The 21,077-nt window shown below is 65.2% G+C and carries 23 protein-coding genes; 9 read left to right on the forward strand and 14 right to left on the reverse strand.

Translation table 11 applies throughout. From position 1 onward, the window contains the following. Positions 1–239 precede the first annotated feature (239 nt). The 4 genes from CHX26_RS07335 to fmt are packed head-to-tail and all read right to left on the reverse strand — an operon-like array spanning position 240 to position 3,413. Positions 240–1,355: a zinc-binding dehydrogenase gene (locus tag CHX26_RS07335; RefSeq protein WP_104941804.1), complete on the reverse strand. Its 1,116-nt coding sequence runs from the start codon at positions 1,353–1,355 to the stop codon at positions 240–242. Next, a complete protein-coding gene (locus CHX26_RS07340) occupies positions 1,352–1,753 on the reverse strand; it encodes a hypothetical protein (RefSeq protein ID WP_104941805.1) in 402 nt (133 codons plus the stop codon). Before CHX26_RS07340 ends, CHX26_RS07335 begins: the two co-directional genes overlap by 4 nt. 2 nt (positions 1,754–1,755) lie before the next feature. Further along, the gene (gene truA, locus CHX26_RS07345) at positions 1,756–2,511 is read right to left on the reverse strand and encodes a tRNA pseudouridine(38-40) synthase TruA (RefSeq protein ID WP_104941806.1); all 756 of its coding nucleotides are present in this window, start codon (positions 2,509–2,511) and stop codon (positions 1,756–1,758) included. Then, on the reverse strand, positions 2,508–3,413 hold the full coding sequence (fmt, locus tag CHX26_RS07350; protein WP_104941807.1) for a methionyl-tRNA formyltransferase: 906 nt from the start codon (positions 3,411–3,413) through the stop codon (positions 2,508–2,510). Before fmt ends, truA begins: the two co-directional genes overlap by 4 nt. A 53-nt stretch (positions 3,414–3,466) precedes the next feature. Here fmt and recR point away from each other — a divergent pair, with 53 nt between their 5' ends. From recR to rmuC, 3 genes are all read left to right on the forward strand, one after another. Beyond that, positions 3,467–4,063 carry a recombination mediator RecR gene (gene recR, locus CHX26_RS07355; protein WP_104941808.1) on the forward strand — a complete coding sequence of 199 codons (597 nt, stop codon included), beginning with the start codon at positions 3,467–3,469 and terminating at the stop codon, positions 4,061–4,063. A gap of 43 nt (positions 4,064–4,106) precedes the next feature. Beyond that, a complete protein-coding gene (locus CHX26_RS07360; protein WP_104941809.1) occupies positions 4,107–4,679 on the forward strand; it encodes a peptide deformylase in 573 nt (190 codons plus the stop codon). Positions 4,680–4,967: 288 nt separating this feature from the next. Next, positions 4,968–6,428 carry a DNA recombination protein RmuC gene (gene rmuC, locus CHX26_RS07365; RefSeq protein ID WP_104941810.1) on the forward strand — a complete coding sequence of 487 codons (1,461 nt, stop codon included), beginning with the start codon at positions 4,968–4,970 and terminating at the stop codon, positions 6,426–6,428. A gap of 190 nt (positions 6,429–6,618) precedes the next feature. On the opposite strand, the gene CHX26_RS07370 is transcribed toward rmuC, so the two are convergent. From CHX26_RS07370 to CHX26_RS07400, 7 genes are all read right to left on the reverse strand, one after another. Beyond that, complete coding sequence (locus tag CHX26_RS07370; RefSeq protein WP_104941811.1) at positions 6,619–7,422, reverse strand: TrmH family RNA methyltransferase; 804 nt, start codon at positions 7,420–7,422, stop codon at positions 6,619–6,621. A 21-nt stretch (positions 7,423–7,443) separates the two neighbouring features. After that, positions 7,444–7,722, reverse strand: coding sequence for an HPr family phosphocarrier protein (locus tag CHX26_RS07375; RefSeq protein ID WP_104941812.1), 279 nt, complete (start codon positions 7,720–7,722; stop codon positions 7,444–7,446). 10 nt (positions 7,723–7,732) lie between these two features. Beyond that, positions 7,733–8,161, reverse strand: coding sequence for a PTS sugar transporter subunit IIA (locus CHX26_RS07380; protein ID WP_104941813.1), 429 nt, complete (start codon positions 8,159–8,161; stop codon positions 7,733–7,735). Positions 8,162–8,269: 108 nt separating this feature from the next. Beyond that, positions 8,270–9,196: an RNase adapter RapZ gene (gene rapZ, locus CHX26_RS07385; RefSeq protein WP_104941814.1), complete on the reverse strand. Its 927-nt coding sequence runs from the start codon at positions 9,194–9,196 to the stop codon at positions 8,270–8,272. Further along, positions 9,193–9,669, reverse strand: a complete 477-nt coding sequence (locus CHX26_RS07390; RefSeq protein WP_233997323.1) for an HPr kinase/phosphorylase — start codon at positions 9,667–9,669, stop codon at positions 9,193–9,195. Before CHX26_RS07390 ends, rapZ begins: the two co-directional genes overlap by 4 nt. Next, entirely contained in the window at positions 9,666–11,225 is a 1,560-nt protein-coding gene (locus CHX26_RS07395; RefSeq protein WP_104941815.1) for a sensor histidine kinase, read from the reverse strand. The genes CHX26_RS07390 and CHX26_RS07395 overlap by 4 nt, the downstream gene beginning before the upstream one ends. Then, positions 11,218–12,006, reverse strand: a complete 789-nt coding sequence (locus CHX26_RS07400; protein ID WP_233997324.1) for a response regulator transcription factor — start codon at positions 12,004–12,006, stop codon at positions 11,218–11,220. Before CHX26_RS07400 ends, CHX26_RS07395 begins: the two co-directional genes overlap by 8 nt. Positions 12,007–12,343: 337 nt before the next feature. On the opposite strand from CHX26_RS07400, the gene CHX26_RS07405 reads away from it, so the two are divergent. Beyond that, positions 12,344–13,957 carry a phosphoenolpyruvate carboxykinase gene (locus CHX26_RS07405; protein WP_104941816.1) on the forward strand — a complete coding sequence of 538 codons (1,614 nt, stop codon included), beginning with the start codon at positions 12,344–12,346 and terminating at the stop codon, positions 13,955–13,957. Between the two features lie 123 nt (positions 13,958–14,080). Continuing rightward, a complete protein-coding gene (locus tag CHX26_RS07410) occupies positions 14,081–14,404 on the forward strand; it encodes a hypothetical protein (RefSeq protein ID WP_104941817.1) in 324 nt (107 codons plus the stop codon). Between the two features lie 47 nt (positions 14,405–14,451). On the opposite strand, the gene CHX26_RS07415 is transcribed toward CHX26_RS07410, so the two are convergent. Next, positions 14,452–16,308 (reverse strand): DUF885 domain-containing protein, encoded by a 1,857-nt coding sequence (locus CHX26_RS07415; RefSeq protein ID WP_104941818.1) that lies wholly within the window; start codon positions 16,306–16,308, stop codon positions 14,452–14,454. Between the two features lie 73 nt (positions 16,309–16,381). Here CHX26_RS07415 and CHX26_RS07420 point away from each other — a divergent pair, with 73 nt between their 5' ends. After that, positions 16,382–16,594 (forward strand): hypothetical protein, encoded by a 213-nt coding sequence (locus CHX26_RS07420; protein ID WP_104941819.1) that lies wholly within the window; start codon positions 16,382–16,384, stop codon positions 16,592–16,594. A gap of 26 nt (positions 16,595–16,620) precedes the next feature. Here the strand turns inward: CHX26_RS07420 and CHX26_RS07425 are convergent, their stop codons facing one another. Both CHX26_RS07425 and CHX26_RS07430 read right to left on the reverse strand, forming a co-directional pair. Next, positions 16,621–17,310, reverse strand: a complete 690-nt coding sequence (locus CHX26_RS07425) for a TonB family protein (protein ID WP_146107679.1) — start codon at positions 17,308–17,310, stop codon at positions 16,621–16,623. 400 nt (positions 17,311–17,710) lie between these two features. Beyond that, positions 17,711–18,367, reverse strand: coding sequence for an alpha/beta hydrolase (locus CHX26_RS07430; protein ID WP_086734251.1), 657 nt, complete (start codon positions 18,365–18,367; stop codon positions 17,711–17,713). A gap of 172 nt (positions 18,368–18,539) precedes the next feature. Between CHX26_RS07430 and CHX26_RS07435 the strand changes: the two genes are divergently transcribed. The 3 genes from CHX26_RS07435 (at position 18,540) to CHX26_RS07445 (ending at position 21,062) form a co-directional block, all read left to right on the forward strand. Continuing rightward, the gene (locus CHX26_RS07435; RefSeq protein ID WP_233997337.1) at positions 18,540–19,511 is read left to right on the forward strand and encodes an aminotransferase class V-fold PLP-dependent enzyme; all 972 of its coding nucleotides are present in this window, start codon (positions 18,540–18,542) and stop codon (positions 19,509–19,511) included. A gap of 106 nt (positions 19,512–19,617) precedes the next feature. Further along, positions 19,618–20,715, forward strand: a complete 1,098-nt coding sequence (locus CHX26_RS07440; protein WP_104941822.1) for a cysteine desulfurase family protein — start codon at positions 19,618–19,620, stop codon at positions 20,713–20,715. A gap of 2 nt (positions 20,716–20,717) precedes the next feature. Next, positions 20,718–21,062, forward strand: a complete 345-nt coding sequence (locus CHX26_RS07445; protein WP_442956927.1) for a 2Fe-2S iron-sulfur cluster-binding protein — start codon at positions 20,718–20,720, stop codon at positions 21,060–21,062. The last annotated feature ends 15 nt before the right edge of the window (positions 21,063–21,077 follow it).

The following is a 21,077-nucleotide window of genomic DNA, read 5'->3' on the forward strand; positions in this document are numbered from 1 at the left end:
TCCTTGCCGTCCGCAAACCACCCATTTGCGGTCATTCGCGCGTCGTATCTCTATCGCTGAAAGCGGCCATTCGGTCTGTGCACTAAACACCCCGCAACCTCGTCGCCCCGGACTTGATCCGGGGCTTGGCTACTCTTCGGAGAGGGCGGACAGGAAAAAGCCCTGCCCCGTATCCCCAGCCTTCGCCGGGGCAAGCAAGTCCGGGGCGACGAGTGCTAGGTGGGCAAGGGCTAACCCCCTCACCCCCAGGGCGTGACCAGATATTTCTCGCCGGTCTTCATCTGGCGGTAGTCGAGGATCGCGTCCTTCTCCAGCATCCCTTCCAGCGTCACCTTGGCCTTGTAATGGCTGGCGAAGGTGGTGGTGAGATTGTCGATCACCCGCTTGCGCATCCGCACCACGGTTTCCATGCCCGCACGCTGGAGGAAGGGGGTCAGCAGCCAGCCCGCGACGCACCATTGCAGGCCATAGGAGGGGGTGAGGATCGTCGGGTTCTGAAGGTCGAGCCGGCCGTAGATGTACATCTTCTTCTGCTGGTTCGAACCATAGCGCGAGAACTCGCTCATCTGGCTGACCGCGACCTGCTCCATCGCCTTCAGCACGCCGTCCGAGGCCTGTCCGCCGCCGATCGGATCGAAGCCGAGGAACGCGCCGGTCTCGGCAATCGCGGCGCGCAGATCGGCCATGTAGGTGGGGGCGGAGGAATTCACGACATATTGCGCGCCCTGCGACTTGAGCAGCGCCACGTGCTCGTCCTTGCGCACGATGTTGACCAGCTTCATCCCGTCCTCGATGCAGATGCGATTGAGCATCTGGCCGAGGTTGGAAGCCGCCGCGAGGTGGACGATGGCGTTGTGGCCTTCCATCTTCGCGGTCTCGACAAAGCCCAGCGCGGTCATCGGGTTGACGAAGCTGGAGGCGCCGGTCTCGGACGAATGATCACCCAGCGGCAGGCACATCATCGCGTCCGCAATGGCGTATTGCGAGAAGGCATTGCCCGGCACGCAGGCAACCCGCTGGCCCATCAGCGCCTTGGCCATGTCGGAATCGCCCGTGGCGATCACCGTCCCCGCGCCCTCGTTACCCGCCGGAAGCCGCTGGCCGTGGCGCGCCTTCTGGCCCGACAGGAAGGGCTCGGGCATGGTGGCGACGACCTTGCCGGGCGTATATTCGGCGCTCTCGAAATCCGCGGCGCTGGTGAGGATCGCAAGATCGCTCGGGTTGATCGGCGCGGCTTCCATCTTGACCAGCACCTGATTGCCGGTCGGCGCGGGGAAGGTGTTTTCCGCCACCTCCAGCGTGAGCTTGCCGTCGGCGGTGAGAGTGGTGAAGAGCTGCTTTCCGGTGGTCGTCATTCTGCGTTCTCCTGTGATGGCGCGTTGTTCTGTCTTTCGCGCGGTAACAATTCCACCAGCGCGACCATGGCGGCCCAGACGGCCAAGGTCGGCTGAAGATAGGGGATCGGGTTCTGCTTGAGTTGATCGGTCAGGATGCTGGGGATGAAGAAGATCAGCAGCGCCACACCGACACCGTAGAACAGAATATACTCGGTCGATCCCAGATAGAGGATCAGGATCACCGCCAGCGCGCTCACGAACAGCACGATCATGAAATCGATGGGAGCGAGCCCTTCGGCACCGGCCAGCACAAAGCCAAGCACCGCGCCGAAGACGATGTTCATCCCGCTGATATTGGCGCGATATTCACGCTCGGAAATGTGCCGGGAGGGCGGGATCTTGTACCAGTTGGCCATTCTTAGTCTCCGCGGTCGTTCGGATAGCTCGCTGCAACGAAGTAGAGCCCGTGGGGGGGCGCGTTAAGCCCCAAAGCATTGCGGTCGCGCGCGGCCAGTGCCTCGGCTATGCGGCTTTCCGGCCATGTGCCTGCGCCGACCAGCTTCAAGCACCCCACCATCGAGCGCACTTGGTGATGGAGGAAGGAGCGCGCGGCGGCGTGGATGTGCACTTCCTCGCCCACTTTCTCGACCCGCAGCTCGTCCAGCGACTTCACCGGATCGGCGGCCTGGCAATGGACCGAGCGGAAGGTGGTGAAGTCATGCCGCCCCACCAAGGCCTGCGCGGCCCGGTGCATCGCCTCTGCGTCGAGCGGCTGGGGGACATGCCATGCGCGGTTGCGCTGCAAGGTCAGCGGCGCGCGGCGGTTGGCGATGCGATAGAGATAGCGCCTGCCGGTGCAGGAAAAGCGCGCGTGCCAGTCGTCCGGCACCACCTCGCAATGGGTCACCGCGACGGGATCGGGGCGAAGATGCGCGTTCAGCGCCTCCATCAGCCGGAAGGGATCGATGGGCTTGGCGATATCGACATGGCAGCGCATGGCCAGCGCATGCACGCCCGCATCGGTGCGCCCGGCGGAGTGCAGGGTGACAGTCTCGCCGGTGATGCGGTGCAGCGCATCCTCGACCGATTGCTGCACGCTCGGCCCGTGGCTCTGGCGTTGCAGCCCAAAGAAGGGCGTGCCGTCGAATTCGAGAGTGAGGGCGAAACGGGTCACCCCAACACCGTCCCCGCCGCCACCGCCCGACCGCGCAGAAACTCCGGGCGGTCCAGCACCGGCTTGCCCGCGCGCTGGAGCTTCAAGGGCCGGATCGCGCCCGATCCGCAGGCGATGGTGAAATCCGCGTCCAGCACGGTGCCAGGTGCGCCGTCGGCATCCACCACTTCCGCCAGCAGCAGCTTCACGCGCTCTCCCTCCAGCTCGAACCACGCGCCGGGGAAGGGGGCGAGGCCGCGCACCAGCCGCTCGATCGCGGCGGAGTCCTGCGACCAGTCGATCTTCGCCTCGGCCTTGTCGATTTTCGGTGCGTAGATCGCCGCCGCGTCGTCCTGAGCCTCGGGGTGAAAGGCGGCGAGATCGGCCAGCACCTCCACCATCGCCGCCGCGCCGACTCCGCCGAGCTCCGCAAACAATTCGCCCGTCGTCTTGCGCCCCACCGGCACGCTGACCTTGTGGAGCATCGGCCCGGTATCGAGCCCCGCTTCCATCTGCATGATGGTGACGCCCGTCTCGGCATCGCCCGCCATCACCGCGCGGTGGATCGGCGCCGCCCCTCTCCAACGGGGGAGCAGCGAGGCGTGAATGTTGAGGCAGCCGTGGCGGGGCGCGTCGAGCACCGGCTGCGGCAGGATCAACCCATAGGCCGCGACCACCGCGACATCGGCGTTCAGAGCGGCGAAGTCCGCCTGCTCCGCCTCGCCCCTCAGCGACTTGGGCGATCTGACCGGAACCCCCAAAGCCTCCGCCGCCATCTGCACCGGCGACGGCATCAGCTTCTTGCCCCGCCCCGCCGGACGCGGCGGCTGGGTGTAGACGCACACCACCTCATGCCCCGCGCCGTGCAGCGCCCGCAGCGCCGGCACCGCGAATTCGGGCGTCCCCATGAAGATGATGCGCATAAGCTTTGCCCGGAGCCTTTGTGAAGCGGAGTGCAGCCCCTATCTCTCCCCTCATGGCATCGCAAGAGATCGAAGCTCTGAGTTCCGCGCTCGCCCGCCTGCCGGGCCTGGGGCCGCGTTCGGCACGGCGGGCGGTGCTGTGGCTGGTCAAGCACCGCGAAAGCGCGCTGCCCGCGCTGCTCGAAGCACTGGCGGGCGTGGCCGAGACGCTGGTCGAATGCCACATCTGCGGCAATGTCGACACCCGCGACCCCTGCGGCATCTGCGCCGATCCGCGCCGCGATGCGCGGAGCCTTTGCGTGGTCGAGGAAGTCTCGGACGTCTGGGCGCTAGACCGCGCGCGGCTGTTTCCGGGCCGCTACCACGTGCTCGGCGGCAGGCTCTCGGCGCTCGACGGGGTGGGGCCGGAAAACCTCAACATCGCCAGCCTGCTTGCCCGCGTCGAAGCGGGCGGGGTGGACGAAGTGGTGCTCGCCATGAACGCCACATTGGAAGGCCAGACCACCGCGCACTACCTCGCCGAGCGGCTGGAGGCTTTCCCCTTGCGCGTCACCCAGCTTGCCCACGGCTTGCCGGTCGGCGGCGAGCTCGATTATCTCGACGAAGGCACGCTGGCGCAGGCGCTGAGAGCGCGGCGGCCTGTGGCATAACGCCGCGTTGAATAAATCGCGCGCCTCGCTTACATAGCGCCCCATGGCTATCCGCGAAATCCTCGAAGTGCCGGACCCCCGGCTCAAAGTCGTCTCGACCCCGGTTGAACCGCATGAGTTCAATGACGACCTGCGCACCCTCGTCGAAGACATGTTTGAGACGATGTACGATGCCCCCGGCATCGGCCTCGCCGCGATTCAGGTCGGCGTGCCGAAGCGGGTGCTGGTGATCGATCTCCAGCCTGAAGACCCGGACGCGCCGCCGGTCGAATGCGAGCACAACGGCCACAAGCACACGCACCCGGCGACCAAAAAGGAACCGCGGGTGTTCATCAACCCCGTGATCCTCGACCCGGCCAAGGAGCTTTCGACCTATCAGGAAGGCTGCCTCTCGGTCCCCGAGATCTACGCCGACGTCGATCGCCCGGCGACCTGCCGCGTGCGCTATCAGGACTTGGACGGCAACACCCACGAGGAAGCGCTCGACGGGCTGATGGCGACCTGCCTCCAGCACGAGATGGATCACCTCGAAGGCATCCTGTTCATCGACCACCTCTCGCGATTGAAGCGGGCGATGGTGCTGAAGAAGCTCGAAAAGATCCGGCGGGCGGCGTAGTTTGCTTTTCGCTCGCCCCTTCGGGCGAGCGTCCTCGGTGCGTCTTTGTTGCCCTATCGCTTCGCTACTTGAGGGCGGCGTTCCTTCGCTTCGCTACGGAGCACCTGCGGGCGGCCTTGCAGGTGTGCTTCGCACGTCTGCGCCTTCGGCTTCGACTCCGGCCTTGCGGCGCTCTGCGCCGAGGCTTGTGCCACTTCCCCCGCCCCGGGCTTGATCCGGGGCTAGGCTTTCTTGGGATATCGCGGAACCGCTCTAGCGTTCCCCATACGTTCCGTGTAGGAATGCGTCATGGACCCTGCGATTCTCTCGATCATTGCTCTCGTTCTCGGTGCCGCGCTCGGTTGGTTTCTGGCCTCGCGACCGATTTCCGATCTGCGCGCGCGACTGGCTGACGCCGAGCGGGAGGCGGGTGAGCAGGAGGGCGAATTCAAGCGCGCGATTGCCGAACTGGGCGAAGCGCGGATCGAGGTTGCGGCGCTCAAGGAGCGCGCCGGTCAGACCGATGGGCTGATGGCGCGGCTCGATGCGGTGCAGGCCGAACGCGCGCAGCTCGCAGAACGACTCGCCGCGCTCGAAAGCGCCTCGGCGGAGCGCGAGAAGGCCTTTGCCGAACAGAAGGCCGCGCTGCTGGCCGCGCAGGAATCGCTCAAGAAGGAATTCGAAAACGCCGGTAGCCGGGTGCTGGAACAGGCGCAGAAGGCGTTCCTTGAACGGGCCGAGGCGCGGTTCCGCCAGTCGGAGGAAGCGGGCGAGGCCAAGATCAAGGCGCTGCTCTCGCCCGTGGGTGATCGGCTCAAGGCCTATGAGGAACAGGTGCAGGCGCTCGAAACCCGGCGTTCGGATGCCTTTGCCGGGCTCTATCAGCAGATCGAGGCGATGCGGCTGGGGCAGGAAGAAGTCCGGCGCGAAGCGCAGCGGCTCGGCAATTCGCTCACCAACGCCCCCAAGGCGCGGGGGCGCTGGGGCGAAAAGGCGCTGCAGAACCTGCTCGAACAATGCGGGCTGGCGCAGCACACCGATTTCCTGATGGAACATTCGGTCGACACCGAAGACGGCCGCCTGCGTCCTGATGCCATCGTGCGTATCCCCGGCGGCAAGGTGCTGGTGATCGATTCCAAGGTCTCGCTGAATGCCTATCAGGAGGCCTTCGAGGCGGATACGGACGATGCCCGCGCGCGGGCGCTGGGCGAACATGTGCGCTCGATGCGCAACCACGTGCAGACGCTGGGCGCAAAAAGCTACCAGAGCCAGTTCGAAGAGGCGCCCGATTATGTGGTGATGTTTGTCCCCGGCGAGCACTTCGTCGCCGCCGCGCTCGAACATGATCCCGACCTGTGGAACTTCGCCTTCGACAAGCGCGTGCTGCTGGCGACGCCCACCAACCTCGTCGCCATCGCCCGTACCGTCGCGCAGGTGTGGCGGCAGGATGGGCTGGCCAAGGAAGCGCAGGAAATCGGGCGGATGGGGGCAGAGCTCTATGATCGTCTGCGCGTCGCCAGCGAGCACCTGAAGCGTGTCGGCGGCGGGCTAGAAAGCGCGGTCAACAATTACAACAAGTTTGTCGGCAGCTTTGAACGCAATGTGCTCACCAGCGGGCGCAGGCTGGCGGAAAAGGGCGTCGAGATCGGCAAGCAGGCGATCGAGGAAGTGCCGCTGGTCGAATCCGCACCGCGCTACAACGCCGCCGATGGCGATGCGGTGGAGGCCGAATATCCCGCGCTGGAGACCCGCAAGGACGCGGCGGAGTAGGGCGCTTTCCTACACCGGCCTGTCGCGGCATCATCGCCCCGGCTCTTTCGCATCGTCCGCTCCCGCTTATGCCGCAGAACCGGCGGAAAAGGCCCGTTCCCCTGTCCGTCAAGTACCGGATTAAGGGGTCAATGATTTGAATATATTGAATTAATTGAAAGGTCGTCCGCTTGACAGGGTGTCAAGTTTGTCAAGTGGATTGGTCCACTGCGGCCAGCACTTCGTAGGCCAGCACCGCCCCCGCGACGGCGGCGTTGAGCGAATCTGCACGGCCCTTCATCGGCATGGTCACGCGCAGGTCGCAGGCCATCTCGTAATCCTCGGGAAGGCCTTGCGATTCATTGCCCACCAGAATGAAGCACGGCGCCTGATAGGGCGCGCCGCGATAGGGCACCGCATCGCGCAAGCTGGCTGCGACCAGTTGGCCCGCTGCGGCGCGCAGCCACGGCAGGAATTCCTCCCACCGCGCCTGCGCAAGGCCCACGGTGAACACCGCGCCCATGCTCGCGCGCACCGCTTCGGCGCTGAAGGGATCGGCGCAATCGTCGATCAGGATCAGTCCGCCCGCGCCCACCGCATCGCAAGTGCGCAACATCGTGCCGAGATTGCCCGGATCGCGCAGCGCCTGCGCCACCAGCCAGATCGGCGCGGCTGTCCGGTCCAGCTGTGCAAGCGACGTGTCCCATTCGTCAAACACGCCCGCGACGCTCTGGGTGTTTTCCTTGCCGGTAATCTTGGAGAGGATATCCGGCGTGGTCGCGATCACCTCGCCGCCCGCCGCCATGACGTCAGCCTCAAGCCGCGCGAGCAAGGGATGCTCGCGGCCCTCGGCCATCACCAGTGTGCGCGGCACCCGGCCCGAGGCGCGCGCGTCCTCGAGCAGCCGTAGCCCCTCGACCAGGAATTGCCCCGCGCGCTTGCGATGCTTCTTGTCCCGCAAGCTCCGCAGGTACTTGACGGTCGGGTTGGAAAAGCCGGTGATGTGCTTGCGCATGAGCCGTCTGGGCCGCCGCCCTCAATCCTCGCCGAAGCCGTTTTCGACCAGCGCGGCCAGTTCGGCCAGCACGTGATCGGCGTTCTCGCCTTCGACCAGCAGTTCGATGGTATCGCCCTTGGCCGCGCCCAGCATCATCAGACCGAGGATCGATCCGCCTGCGGCGCTATTGGGCGCCTTTGTCACAGTCACGCTGACGCCAGCGGGCAGGGCCGCTACCACGCCGACGAATTTCGCACTCGCCCGCGCGTGCAGCCCGCGGCGGTTGACGATGGTGACAGTCTTGCGCGCTTCCCCCACGGCGATCGCCTCAGGCCTTGGCTCGCGCTGGCGGAGCGGAATCCTGCCCCAGCAGCTCGCTGGCGATAGTGATGTAGTTGCGACCGGCGGTCTGCGCGGCGTGGACAGCGGCGGTCACGTCCATCGATTTGCGCGCACCTGCAAGGCGGATCAGCATCGGCAGGTTGATCCCCGCGATGACCTCGACCTGTCCGGCATCGAGCAGCGAGATCGCGAGGTTTGACGGGGTGCCGCCGAAAAGATCGGTGAGGATGATGACGCCCTTGCCTGAATCGACCGCCTCGATGGCCCCTGCGATGTCGGCGCGGCGCTGCTCCATGTCATCATTGGGGCCGATGCACACGGTGACAATCCCGTCCTGCGGGCCGACAACGTGTTCCATCGCCTCGACGAATTGGTCGGCGAGGCGACCGTGAGTAACCAGGATCAAGCCGATCATGCGTGAATTTGGGTCCGTTAACTGCCCGCCCGGAGACAGGACTTACGCGTTTCTACCGGTCTGGACAATGCGGCATTAGCAATGCGCCAGCGACTTGCGGGCCTGCACCTAGCGCCGGTCTCCTTCGATGGCGTCTGCGGCGCGTGAGCCCAGGTTGCGATGGCGGACAGTGGGCGAAAAACCGGCAGCGCGCAAGCTTTCTGCCATTTGTTCAGCAGTGAAGACCGAACGATGTCTCCCACCGGTACAGCCGAAGGCAACGTGGACATAGGGCTTGCCCTGGGCAGCATAGCGCGGAAGCAGCATCAGCAGCAGGTCGCGGATGCGCGCAAAGGCATCGGCAAAAGCCGGATCACGCCTGATGTGATCGCCCACGGCTGCATCCTGCCCGGTCTGCTCACGCAAGCCCGGTACCCAATGCGGATTGTCGAGAAAGCGCATGTCGAACACCAGATCGGCGAGCGGCGGCATCCCTCGCGCAAAGCCGAAGCTCGACAAGGTCAGCGTCATGGGGGAGGTGCCGCTGGTGGGGCCGAACAGTTCGCGGATGCGCCCTTGCAGATCATTGCTTGTCATCGCCGTGGTGTCGATCATCACCTCGGCCCAGCGCCTGAGTGGCTCGAGCAATTCGCGTTCGGCGGCGATGCCCTCCATCACCGGGCGGCCATCGGCCATGGGATGACGGCGGCGGGTTTCGTTGAAGCGCCGTTCGAGCTCTCCCCCGGCGCAGTCGAGAAACAGGAAGGTCAGCGCGATGCCGGGCTGCTGGCTGAGTTCCTTGACCAGCCCGATGATGTCAGCCGGGACGAAGCCGCGGGTGCGCGAATCGAACCCGATCGCCAGCGGCCCGCGCGTCTCGTCGGGCATCGAGACCAATCGCTTCAGCATCCGTACCGGGAAGTTGTCGATCGTCTCCCAGCCGAGATCCTCCAGCACGTCGAGCGTGGTCGATTTGCCCGCGCCGGCCAGCCCGGTGACGAGCAGCAATTGGCGGGGTGCGACAGTGTCCGATTCGGGGTTGGGGTTCTCGGTCATCGCGGATTATCTTGCCCGTCGGGCGCGCAAAGGGAAGTCGGTTTGATTGCGAGGCCATGCAGCCGCAGCGCCCATGCCGCGCGCGCTGCTGGGGCGATGGAGCCGGGATCGAAGTCCAGAACAGGCACCGCCACACCTGCAATCACGCGTCTGGGCAGCGGCGCGTGAGGCAGCCGGTCGGGCAGCGGGCCGCCCAGCGTGAGGATCAGCGCAACCGGGACGGACGCGGCCAGCGGAAACTTTGCAAGGCCCACCCCGCGCACTTCGAGAAGGCCTGCGATATTGGGCGGCGCGCTGGCGATCAGACAATCATTCTGCGCGGTCAGCGTCACAGCATCATCGCCGATCAGACGCGCACCGTGCTCAATCAGGGCGAGGGCAAGGCTCGATTTTCCGCTTCCGGGCGGGCCTTCGATCAGCAGCGCGCCTCCATCGATGGCGACGGCGCTGGCCGGATACACGATGCCGCTCACGCTGCGGCCGGCAGAGCAAGGCGCAGGCAGGCGCCGGGCGCTCCATCGGCGCGGGCCTCGGCCGTCAGCGTGCCATCGTGCGCTTCGGCAATGGCGCGGCCGATGGCAAGGCCGAGACCGGAGTGGTTGCCGAAGCTTTCCCCTTCGGGCCGGTCGGAATGAAAGCGACGGAACACGTCTTCGCGCCGTTCGGGGGCGATGCCGGGGCCTTCGTCGCAGACTTCGGTGATGATCTGGGCTCCAGCCCGCCGGATCGTGATGTTGACGGTGCCATGCTCGGGCGAGAAGGATACGGCGTTGTCGATGAGGTTTTCCGCGACCCGTTCCAGTTGCGTCGGCACCCCCATCACCCGGTGTGCGCCCGGGGCAGCGTCCAGCACCAGCTGCCGCCCGCCGTTCATTCCGCGATCGTCACGGCTGCTGATCAGGTTGGCGAACAGACTCGCCAGATCGACCCGTTCCAGCGTGGCGCGGCTGATTTCGGCATCGACCCGGCTGGCCGCGGAAATCTCGGTCACCAGCCGGTCGATCCTGCGCACGTCATGGGCGGCAATCCCGATCAGTTCCTGCCGCAGCGCCGGATCGTCGACGCGCGGCAGAGTGTCTATGGCGTTGCGCAGGGAAGCCAGCGGGTTCTTGATCTCGTGCGCAACGTCCGCGGCGAAGCTGTCGACCGCGTCGATCCGCTGACGCAGCGCGCCGGTCATGTCCGAAACCGCGCGGGCGAGCAGGCCGATCTCGTCGCTGCGCTGGGGCAGGCGCGGTACTTCGACTTCCCGCTCACGCCCTTGCCGCACCCGCACTGCGGCGCGTGCCAGCAGCCGCAGTGGCGTGACGATGGTGCGGGCGAGGAACAGCGACAGCAGCGCCGATGCGGCCATCACCATCAGCATCGCGAAAAACAATGTGGAACGCGCAGCGCGTACGCTTTCGGTGATGTCGACCGCATTGCGCACGGTCAGCAATGTTGCCCCTTGCAGGCCGACTGGCGCTGCCGCGGTGATGACCGGCGTACCGTCGCTCCAGTCGTAAAGGCGCACCTGGGACAGGCCGAGTTCGCGCGCGCGCGCAAGTTCGGGCCAGGCATCGGCTTCCTGCGCCTCGGGCTCGACATAGTCCTGCACTGGTTCGGCAGCGACGATGGTGTCCACTGTTCGGTCAAGCCAGCGCGCGAACCGCTGCTCCCAGTCGTCGTCGGAGATATCGTTGAAGCGGAACGCAGGATCGGCCAGCGCGAAGCTGTCTGCCGTCAGCCGCCCTTCGGCGTCGAACATTCTGAGGCGCATGCGCTGTTCCTTGCCGATCTGCACCAGCAGCGCCTCCTGCCGCTGGCGGGTCGCGCCGGCCAGCGCCTCGGCCGTGATCTGCGCCTCGATCCGGGCGAGCTTGAAGCGTTCGTTGATCAGCTGCGTGCGATAGCTGTCGAGATAGAACAGACCGCCGCCCAGCACCAGCAGCGGCAGGATGTTGACCGCCAGGATCCGGCCCGTCAGCGCAAAACGCCCGGTGGCGCTCAGCTGCTCGCCGCCGTTTGCGCGTCGCTGCGGATCAGCCATCGGTGAAGCTGTAGCCCGCGCCATAGAGCGTATCGATCGCATCGAAGCCCGGATCGACCAGCTTGAACTTGCGCCGCATCCGCTTGATGTGGCTGTCGACGGTGCGATCATCGACGAAGACATCATCGGGGTAGGCGGCGTCCATCAGCTGGTTGCGGCTCTTGATGACGCCGGGGCGGATCGCCAGCGCTTCGAGGATCAGGAATTCGGTCACGGTGAGGCTCACCGCCTCGCCTTGCCAGGTCACCTGATGGCGGGCCGGATCCATGAACAACCGGCCGCGCGTCAGCGTGGCGGGGGTTGGGTCTGCCGGAGCGGAGGTGCCGGCGCCGGTGGTCATTGGCTCTGCCCGGCGCAGAATTGCGCGGATCCTGGCGATCAGCAGGCGCAGGCTAAAAGGCTTGGCGATGTAATCATCCGCACCCAGCTGGAGCCCGGCCTCCTCGTCGCTTTCATCATCCTTGCTGGTAAGGAAGATCACCGGCAGCGACGACTCCGCACGCAACCGGCGCAGCAATTCCATGCCATCCATCTTGGGCATCTTGATGTCGAACACGGCGAGGTCAGGCGGGTTGTCGAGCAGTGCCTTCAGCGCCGTTTCGCCATCGGAATACAGCCGTGTGGCAAAGCCTTCAGCCTGAAGCGCGATAGAAACGGTGGTCAAGATGTTGCGATCATCGTCAACCAATGCGATCTGGAGCTTGCGCGCCTCGCCAGAGGCTGCATCGCCAGCCGCCACCGGCGCGGCGGACAGGGCAGGGTCGGTGGTGTCGTCGGACATCGCCTTTATTCTCCTTGCCGCTGCGCCTTCATGCCCAAACGGGTAGCGCCAACGCGCACCAACCGCAATGCTGACAGCGGCATCGGAGGCTGCATCCAGAAGCTCCGATTTGGCGCCCATCATATTTGCTATGCGCTGTCCTGTTTGACGCCGGTGGCGCGGCAAACTAAGGCGCTTGGCAGGGATCGAATGGCTTGGCCAACTGTTTTCCGCCCGGTGTTGCATACGTATGCGCAGATGCTACGGAGCGTGCATGGCAGGGTAGGGGGATTCGTTCGGATCGAGCGTACCTTTCCCAGCCGAACATCACTCTGCCGCCCCGCCCAGGAGACGTAAGTTGACCGCCCTCGCAACCCCGCTGGCCGCCCAGAACCTCAAGACCAACGCGCGCATCCACGCCAACCTTGGCACTTCGGCGCTGGTCGAACACGCGCTGAAGAAGGGCGAGGGTCAGCTGACCAAGCACGGTGCGCTGCTGGTCGACACCGGGCGCTTCACCGGGCGCAGCGTCAAGGACAAGTACATCGTCCGTGACGCCGAGACCGAGAACACGATCAACTGGGGCCCGATCAACCAGCCGATGAGCCCTGAGCACTTCGCGAACCTCAAGGCGGACTTCCTGAAGGAACTCGAAGGGCAGGAAGAACTCTACGTCGCCGACCTGTTCGGAGGCTCGCAGCCCGAATATCGCGTCAACGTGCGTGTCATCAACCAGCTGGCCTGGCACAACCTGTTTATCCGCACGCTGCTGGTGCGCCCGACGGCGGATGAGCTGGCGAGCTTCGTCCCCGAATACACCATCATCAACCTGCCGAGCTTCAAGGCGGACCCGGAACGCCACGGCTGCCGCAGCGACACGGTGATCGCGGTGAGCTTCACCGAAAAGCTGATACTGATCGGCAACACCGAGTATTCGGGCGAGATGAAGAAGGGCGTGTTCGGCCTTCTCAACTACCTGCTGCCTGCGCAGGGCGTGATGCCGATGCATTGTTCGGCCAATATTGGTGCCGATGGCAGATCTGCGATCTTCTTCGGCCTGTCGGGTACCGGCAAGACCACGCTTTCGGCTGACGCCAGCCGCACCCTGATCGGCGATGACGAACATGGCTGGTCGGACACCGCGGTCTTCAACTTCGAAGGCGGCTGCTATGCCAAGATGATCAACCTTTCGGCCGAGGGCGAGCCGGAGATCTATGCCACCACGCAGATGTTCGGCACGATCCTCGAAAACGTGACGATGGACGCAGGCACGCGCGAGCTCGACTTCACCGACGGCAGCAAGACCGAGAACACCCGCGGCGCTTACCCGATCGAGTTCATCCCCAACACTTCGGAAAAGAACCTCGGCCCGGCACCGTCGAATGTGATCATGTTGACGGCGGACGCGTTCGGCGTCCTGCCTCCGATCGCGCGCCTGACCCCCGATCAGGCGATGTACTACTTCCTCAGCGGCTACACCGCCAAGGTTGCCGGCACCGAAATCGGCGTGACCGAGCCGGAAGCAACCTTCTCGACCTGCTTCGGCGCCGCCTTCATGCCGCGTCACCCGAGCGTTTATGGCAACCTCTTGAAGGAGCGCATCGGCAAGGGCGGCGCGGAGTGCTGGCTGGTCAACACCGGCTGGACCGGCGGCAAGTACGGCACCGGCAGCCGCATGCCGATCAAGGCGACACGCGCGCTGCTCAATGCCGTGCTCGACGGCAAGATGGACGCAGTGGAATTCCGCAAGGATCCCAATTTCGGCTTCGAGGTGCCGGTTTTCGTCCCCGCGCTGGCCGACGCGGGTCTCGACCAGACCATCCTCGATCCGCGCAGCACCTGGGCCGACGCGTCCGAATATGACGCGACCGCCCAGAAGCTTGTGCAACTGTTCATCGACAACTTCGCGCAGTTCGAAGCCCACGTCGATGAAGGCGTGCGTCAGGCTGCCCCGGCACCTGTCGCGGCCTGATCGGATCACCAGTTAGGGAGAGGGGTCCCGCCCGGCGCAAGACCGGTGCGGGGCCTTTTCCTTTGAATTGCCACGAACCTGCGCCACACTCCCGCTGACGATTCGATTTGGAGGAGGGACGCAATGAGCATTCTTGACGGAATTCTGAAGAATATCGGCGGCGCGCCGGATGATGTGGTGAACCTTGCCAAGCAGGTCGGGCTTGATCCGGCGATGGTGGAGAAAGCGATCGCCACCCTTGGCCACACGCATCAGCTGGAAGGTGACACGGTCGAGCTGGCGGCGGAGAAAACCGGGATCGGTGCCGACGCGCTCAATCAGATCGTCGCGGCCATCGGCGGCGAAGGCTCGCTCGCCAACTTTGCCAGCATTCTCGACCGTGACGGGGATGGCAATCCGATGGACGATATCATGGACATGGCCAAGGGCCTGTTCGGCAAGAGCTGACGTGAATCTGGGAGGGGGCAGCGCATTTTCTCCCCTCCCGGATCAGTTCAGGCCTTGGCCCCGGCGATATAGCGGGTCACCGTGTTGGCCATCACGCTCAGCGGCGCATTGCCGCCCAGCACCAGCGCAGTGTTGAAGGCGCGGAAATCGTAGCGGCGCCCCAGTTCCGCCTTGGCCCGCTCACGCTGGCGCAGGATTTCCGAATGGCCGATCTTGTAGCCGCAGGCCTGCCCCGGCCAGCTGCAATAGCGATCGACTTCGCTGGCGACCTCCTCGACCTTTGATCCGTTGCGCTCGACGAAGAATTGCCGGCCCTGTTCGCGCGTCCACTGCTTGGAATGCAGGCCGGTGTCCACCACCAGACGGCAGGCGCGGAAGGCCAGGCTTTGCAGATAGCCCAGCCGTCCGACCTCGAAGCCCTTGTAAGCCCCCAGTTCGTCAGCGATCTGTTCGGCATAGAGCGCCCAGCCTTCCGAAAAGGCGTTGAAGGCGAGGATCGAGCGGATCAGCGGCAGGCGGTTCGAAAACTCGCCCTCCCACACATGGCCGGGGATGGCTTCGTGGAAGGTGAGGTCGGCCAGATCATACTTGCGGTGCAGATCTGTGGTTCTCAGGTTGATCCAGAAGCGCCCTGGAATGCTGCCATCCTTGCTCCCCGCGCCGCCATAAGCGCCGGGCGCGCCGGGTTCTTCGCTGAGCGGCAGGCGCACCACCTCCATGCGCGGGTTGACCAGCTGGGTGAAGGCGCGCGGCATCTGTGACCTGATCCATTGCAGGCGCTCGTCGATGAAGGCGAAGATCTCCTTGCGGCCCGGATCGCCTTCGGCAAACTTGTAGCGCGGGTCTTCTGCCAGCCCGCGCATCCGTTCACCGACGCTGCCCTTGGTATAGCCGATCTTCCTGAGGATCGGGTCCATCTGGCCGTGCAATTCGTTGAGTTCGGCCAGACCCTGCCGGTGGATTTCGTCGGCTGAGAGATTGGTGGTGGTCGAAGCCTTCAGCGCCCAGCCGTAATACTCCTCGCCCATCGGCTGCGCCCAGACACCGGCGGAATCATTGGCCTCAGCGCGCTGGGCCTTGAGTTCGGCCAATTGCCGTTCAAGGGCAGGGACGATCCCGCGCGCGGTGATGCGGCTCGCCTGCGCGGCGGCGGTTTCGCTGTCGGTGAAGCTGGTGGCAGCGAGCGGCGCGACATAGGCCTCGTCCGCTGCGGCGATGCTCGCTTCCATCTGCGCGATCGCCTTGTCGAGCAGGAAGGCCGGCGGCACCACGCCCATTGCGCGCGCGGCGCGGATGCGTTCCCGCTCGCCATCAAGAACGGCGGGGACTTCGATCAGCCGGTCGAGATAGGGGCCGAGATCGTCCTTCTGCGCGAGTGGCTGACCTGAACCGAAGAAGCGCGGCATGTCGATATAGCCGCCGACATTCTGGATCACGACATAGGGCGCATTGCGCCAGCTGCCGACGGCAACATCGCCATAGGGCAGGGCCATGCCTTCCAGCGCGCGGCTGAAGGCGGTCTCCACCACCTCGAAGCCGATCTGCTGATCGCTGGTCAGGCCATCGCGGGGATAGGCCTTCACCTCTGCGACCATGTCTTTCAGGCTGGTGGCATAGGCCTGCCGTCCGGCCTCTCCGGGTGTGCCGAAGGTTGATCGCCATGCGGCATATTCCCCCGTGTCGACCCCAAGGCCGGTGGCACGGCCCGGCTCATGGGCGAGCATCCGGTAAGCGATTGCATCGAGCGCAGCGTCCGGTGCCAGCCCGGCAATCGGACCGCTGGCGGACAGCACCGGGGGAGTGTTGCTGGCGCGCGCGGCGGCCGGAACAAGGGCAAGAGTGGAGGCGCTGCCCAGAACCGACAAGGTCTGGCGGCGGGTGAAATCGGCGAATTTCTCTCTCATGTCCCAAGGTTTGGCGGGGGGCTTGCGCCAAGTCAATTGCGCCGGGCAGGCATGCCGGGCTAGAGCGCGGTGCATGACCGATATCGTACTTTCGATCGTGATGCTGGCTGCGCTTGCGCTGCTCGCCGGGGCCTATGCCCTGTGGCGCCGCACGGGCGAGGCGAAGAACCCGGCGCTGATGGTGCTGCTGGCGGTGATCGCCGTGGTCAATGTGCTGATCTGGACGATCCCCACCAGCACGGGTGAGGCTCCAATCGACCAGCTGAAAGCCGCCGGGGGAGAGTAAAACCCCACCCAGCGGCATTCGCTGGGCTATTCCGGTATTCTCCAGGTGATTGCGCCGGTGTAGCTTCCTGTCACAGGCTTGCCGGTGCCATCGCGCGCTGCGTCGAACCGGGCGCGCCTGGTCACCAGATCGCAGGTCGCCGCATCAAGTGCGGCATGGCCGGTGGAGCGGGTGATGGTGCAACCTGTCACCGCGCCGCTTGCGTCGATGGCGAGGGTGAAGCTTGCGCTGCCCGACATCCCTTCGCGCAGCCAGCGTGAACGATAGTCGCTGTCCCGCACCCAGCCGCCGGGATTGCCGCGCGGCTTGGCCCCGACCGGCTTGAACGGCGATGCCGAGGCGGCCGGTTGAGGAACGCCGAAATCGACTGGGCCGGTTCCGGTGCCGATGGGCAGGCCGGTGTTGATGGGCACGGTGATCGGATTGTTCAGCCCCAGATCGACCGGGAGCATGTCCGGACGCGGGGTGAGCGTGGTGATCGGCGCTGTCGGCGCAGCCGGGTTGGTGGTGGGGGCCGCGGGTTCGACCGGTTCGGGCGGAGGCGGCGGCACCGGCAGGGGCTTGATCGTGAAGCCCTTGAGACGCGGTGCCTCGGGTGCAATCGTCGCGGTCACGGCAAGCCCAACGACCAGCAAAGTGCCGACCGCAGCGGGAATGCCGAGAGCCCCTGCAAGGGCGGCGGGGTTGGGGCGGCGGGTATGGGAGGCATAAGTCATTTCCGGGGGTTCCTCTCTCCATCACGTGGGAGCGGTGGCCGGAAGCACCTTGTCGCAAGCAAAACCCTCCGGCCTCGCTCACGCCGGAAGGTACTATGATTTTTGATAGGGACGAAGCGGTTTCGCGTTGCGTTTCAGGACGCTTTTTCTGTCCTATCGCTTCGCTACTTGAGGACGCTTTTGTTTCCTGCCCGGCCTCCGCCGGGCAGTCCTCGGAGCGATTTTTTGTGTTCCGCATCGCATCCGCGATGCGAAATCCTCGCTCACACGCCCTGCGGGCGCGTCGCTGCGGGCGGGCGGTCGCCCTTGCGGTCGCTGCGCGACCGAAACTTTGCCAGACGCAGATTTTCTCTCTGATCCGGCCCGGCGCAGGCCGGACAGCACGCAATCAAAGACACCCTTACTTGATCGGGCAGTCCGGGCTCAGGCGGAAATCCAGATAGTTATCGACCGAGCGCATCAATTCCTCAAGTTCGTTCTCGAAGAAGTGGTTGGCGCGCGGGATTTCCTCGTGGTGGATGGTGATGTGCTTCTGGGTGCGCAGCTTGTCGACCAGCTTCTGCACCGCATTGGGCTGCACCACGGTATCCGCCGCGCCCTGCACGAAGATGCCGCTCGCCGGACAGGGGGCGAGGAAGCTGAAGTCATACATATTGGCCGGCGGCGCGACCGAGATGAAGCCGCGCACTTCCGGGCGGCGCATCAGCAATTGCATCCCGATCAGCGCGCCGAAGGAGTAGCCTGCGATCCAGGTGCTCTGCGCTTCGGGATGGATCGACTGCACCCAATCGAGCGCGCTCGCCGCGTCGGACAGCTCGCCGATGCCGGAATCGAAGCTCCCCTGCGAACGCCCCACGCCGCGGAAGTTGAAGCGCAGCGTGGCGAACCCGCGGTCGGCAAAGGTCTTGTAGAGCCGCTGCACGATCCGGTCGTTCATCGTGCCGCCGCCTTCGGGGTGCGGATGGAGGATCATCGCCACCGGCGCACGCGGGCGCGGGGGCGGGGAGAAACGGCCTTCAAGACGGCCTTCCGGGCCGGGAAAGATGACTGAGGGCATCGGGCAAACCTTGTGATCGAGAGCGTCCGCGCCGGGTGGCGCTGGCCATTGCGCGGCCTATATAGGGCCACACGCGAAAATCGCAATTTCTTGTGAGGAAAAGGCCATCCCCGAACGGGTCTATCTCGATCATGCCGCCACGTCGCCCCTGCGCCCCGAGGCCAAGGTGGCGATGGAGGAGGGTTTTGCCATCTGGGCGAACCCCTCGTCACCCCACGCCGAAGGCCGCCGCGCCCGCGCCGCGCTGGAGGATGCGCGCGAGCGGGTGAAGCGGGCTCTCGGCTGGCAGGGTGAAGTGATCTTCACCAGCGGCGCGAGTGAGGCCCTGTGGATCGCGCTCAACCGGGCGAAGGTGGAGCGGCGGATTGTCAGCGCGGTCGAGCATGACGCGGTGTTTAGAGCCGCGCCGGATGCTGAGGTGGTGCCGGTGATCGATGGCGAGGTCGATTCCAACACGCTCCCCGATTGCGCGAACGCGCTCGTCGCAGTGCAGCACGTCAATTCGGAAACCGGAACGATCTTGCTGCCCTTCGTGTGCAACACCCTGCTCGAAGCCGTCCGGGAGCGCGGTGGGCTGCTGCTCGTCGATTGCTCCCAAAGCGCCGGTAAGGTTGCGCTTCCCGAAGCCGATATGATTGTGGTCAGCGCACACAAGTTCGGCGGGCCGATTGGGATTGGCGCTCTTTTGGTGCGGGACTTCAACCTGCTCGACCCCGTAGGCGGGCATGAGCGCGGCTACCGGCAGGGGACCGAAAACCTGCCTGGAGTGCTCGGCATGGCGGCGGCTCTGGAAGCGGGCGGGCTGGAAAGTTGGGCAACGAAGGTCGAACAGCATTTCGACTTCAAGAACGCTCTGTTCCGGCACGGCGAAGTGATTGCCCACGGCATTCAATGCTCGCACATCATCGCCGTCGCTCACCCCACTATGTCCGCCCAAGCCCTCCTCATCCGCCTCGACGCCATGGGCTTTGCCGTCTCGGCGGGGAGCGCCTGTTCCTCAGGCACCTTGAAGAAAAGCCGGGTGCTCGATGCCTTCGGGGTGCCCGATGATGTCGCCGCGCGCACGATCCGGGTGAGCATGGGGTGGTCGACCACGCCCGAGGAGCTGGAGCGGTTTGCGGAAGTCTGGGCTTCGTTATGTTGAACCTCCATCGTCTCACCGGACTTGATCCGGGGCCCCGCTTTCTTGAACCGCAACGCAAAGGCAGCGGGATCCCGGGTCAAGCCCGGGAAGACGAAAGGGGTAGTTGATGATCTACCTCGATTACCAGGCCACCACCCCCCTCGCGCCCGAAGCGCGCGAGGCGATGTTGCGCTGGCTCGGCGGACCAGACAGCGACACCTTCGGCAATCCCCACTCGCCCCACCGCATGGGCCGCATGGCCGCCGCCGCGGTGGAGACCGCGCGTGAACGGGTCGGGGCGTTGCTGCCGCCTGGAGGCAAGGTGATCTTCACCTCCGGCGCGACCGAGGCGATCAACATGGTGCTGCAAGGCACTCCGGGCGACGTCATCACCTTCGCCACCGAACACGCCGCCGTGCTCGATTGCGCCCGCGCGGTCGCGGCGCAGGGGCGGCGCTTTACCGTTTTGCCCGTGATGCCGGATGGCCGCGCCGATGTGGACGCGCTCAAAGCTGCAATCACGTCGCAGACGGGCCTCGTCGCGGTAATGGCGATCAATAACGAGATTGGGGTGCGCAATCCCCTCTCACAGGTTGTTGCTTGCGCGCGTCAGATGGGGGCCAGGGTGCTGGTCGATGCCGTCCAGGCCTATGCCAGGGTGCCTGTAGAAGCGGCTGCGGACTACATCGCGATCTCTGCGCACAAGTGCCACGGGCCGAAGGGGATCGGGGCCTTGTGGATCGGGCCGGATTCCAGACCCCCGCTCGCCCTTGTTCACGGGGGCGGACAAGAGGCCAGCTTGCGGTCAGGCACCCTCTCGCCTGCCCTTTGCGCGGGGTTCGGCGCGGCGGCGCAGGTGGCCGAAGAAGGGTTGGCGGAGCAAATGTTTCACGTGGAACATTTATGGAACGTAGCGCGGGCAGCTTTCGCCGGGTGGGAATTGAACGGCAGCGTGATCGACCGCTGGCACGGCAATCTCAATATTCGGCGTGATGGCCTGGACGTTGGACGGCTGATGAGCGACTGCCGCAACGTGATGTTTTCGGCCGGTTCTGCCTGTGCCAGCGGGTCAGGTCGGCCGAGCCATGTGCTGAAGGCGATCGGCTTGACCGATCTTGAGGCAAAGTCCTCTATCCGCCTCGGATTCGGGCGCTATACGAGCGTGGCCGACATCGAAACCGCTGCCGCCATGATCAATGCTGCCGTGAAGGAACAGGGCCTGTGAGCATCCCAAAGGAAACGATTGGCGTCACCTTTATCGATCCGCGCGGCAAGCCGGTGGAAACGACCGCCGAACCGGGCGACAACCTGCTGCATGTCGGGCAGGCGGCAGGGCTGCCGCTGGAAGGCACCTGCGAGGGACAGATGGCCTGTTCCACCTGTCACGTGATCGTCGCCGCCGAATGGTTTGATCGCCTTCCTCCGGCCTCGGAGGAAGAGGAAGACATGCTCGATTTCGCTGCCGGCGCGCGCCGCACCAGCCGCCTGTCATGCCAGATCGAACTGACCGCCGAGATGGACGGTCTGAGGGTCAGCGTCCCGTCCGAAAGCAATGATCTGAGGCGCATGTAAGGGCCCAAGCCTGTG

It is taken from the genome of Porphyrobacter sp. HT-58-2, from assembly GCF_002952215.1.
In the GTDB taxonomy this organism is placed as follows: domain Bacteria; phylum Pseudomonadota; class Alphaproteobacteria; order Sphingomonadales; family Sphingomonadaceae; genus Erythrobacter.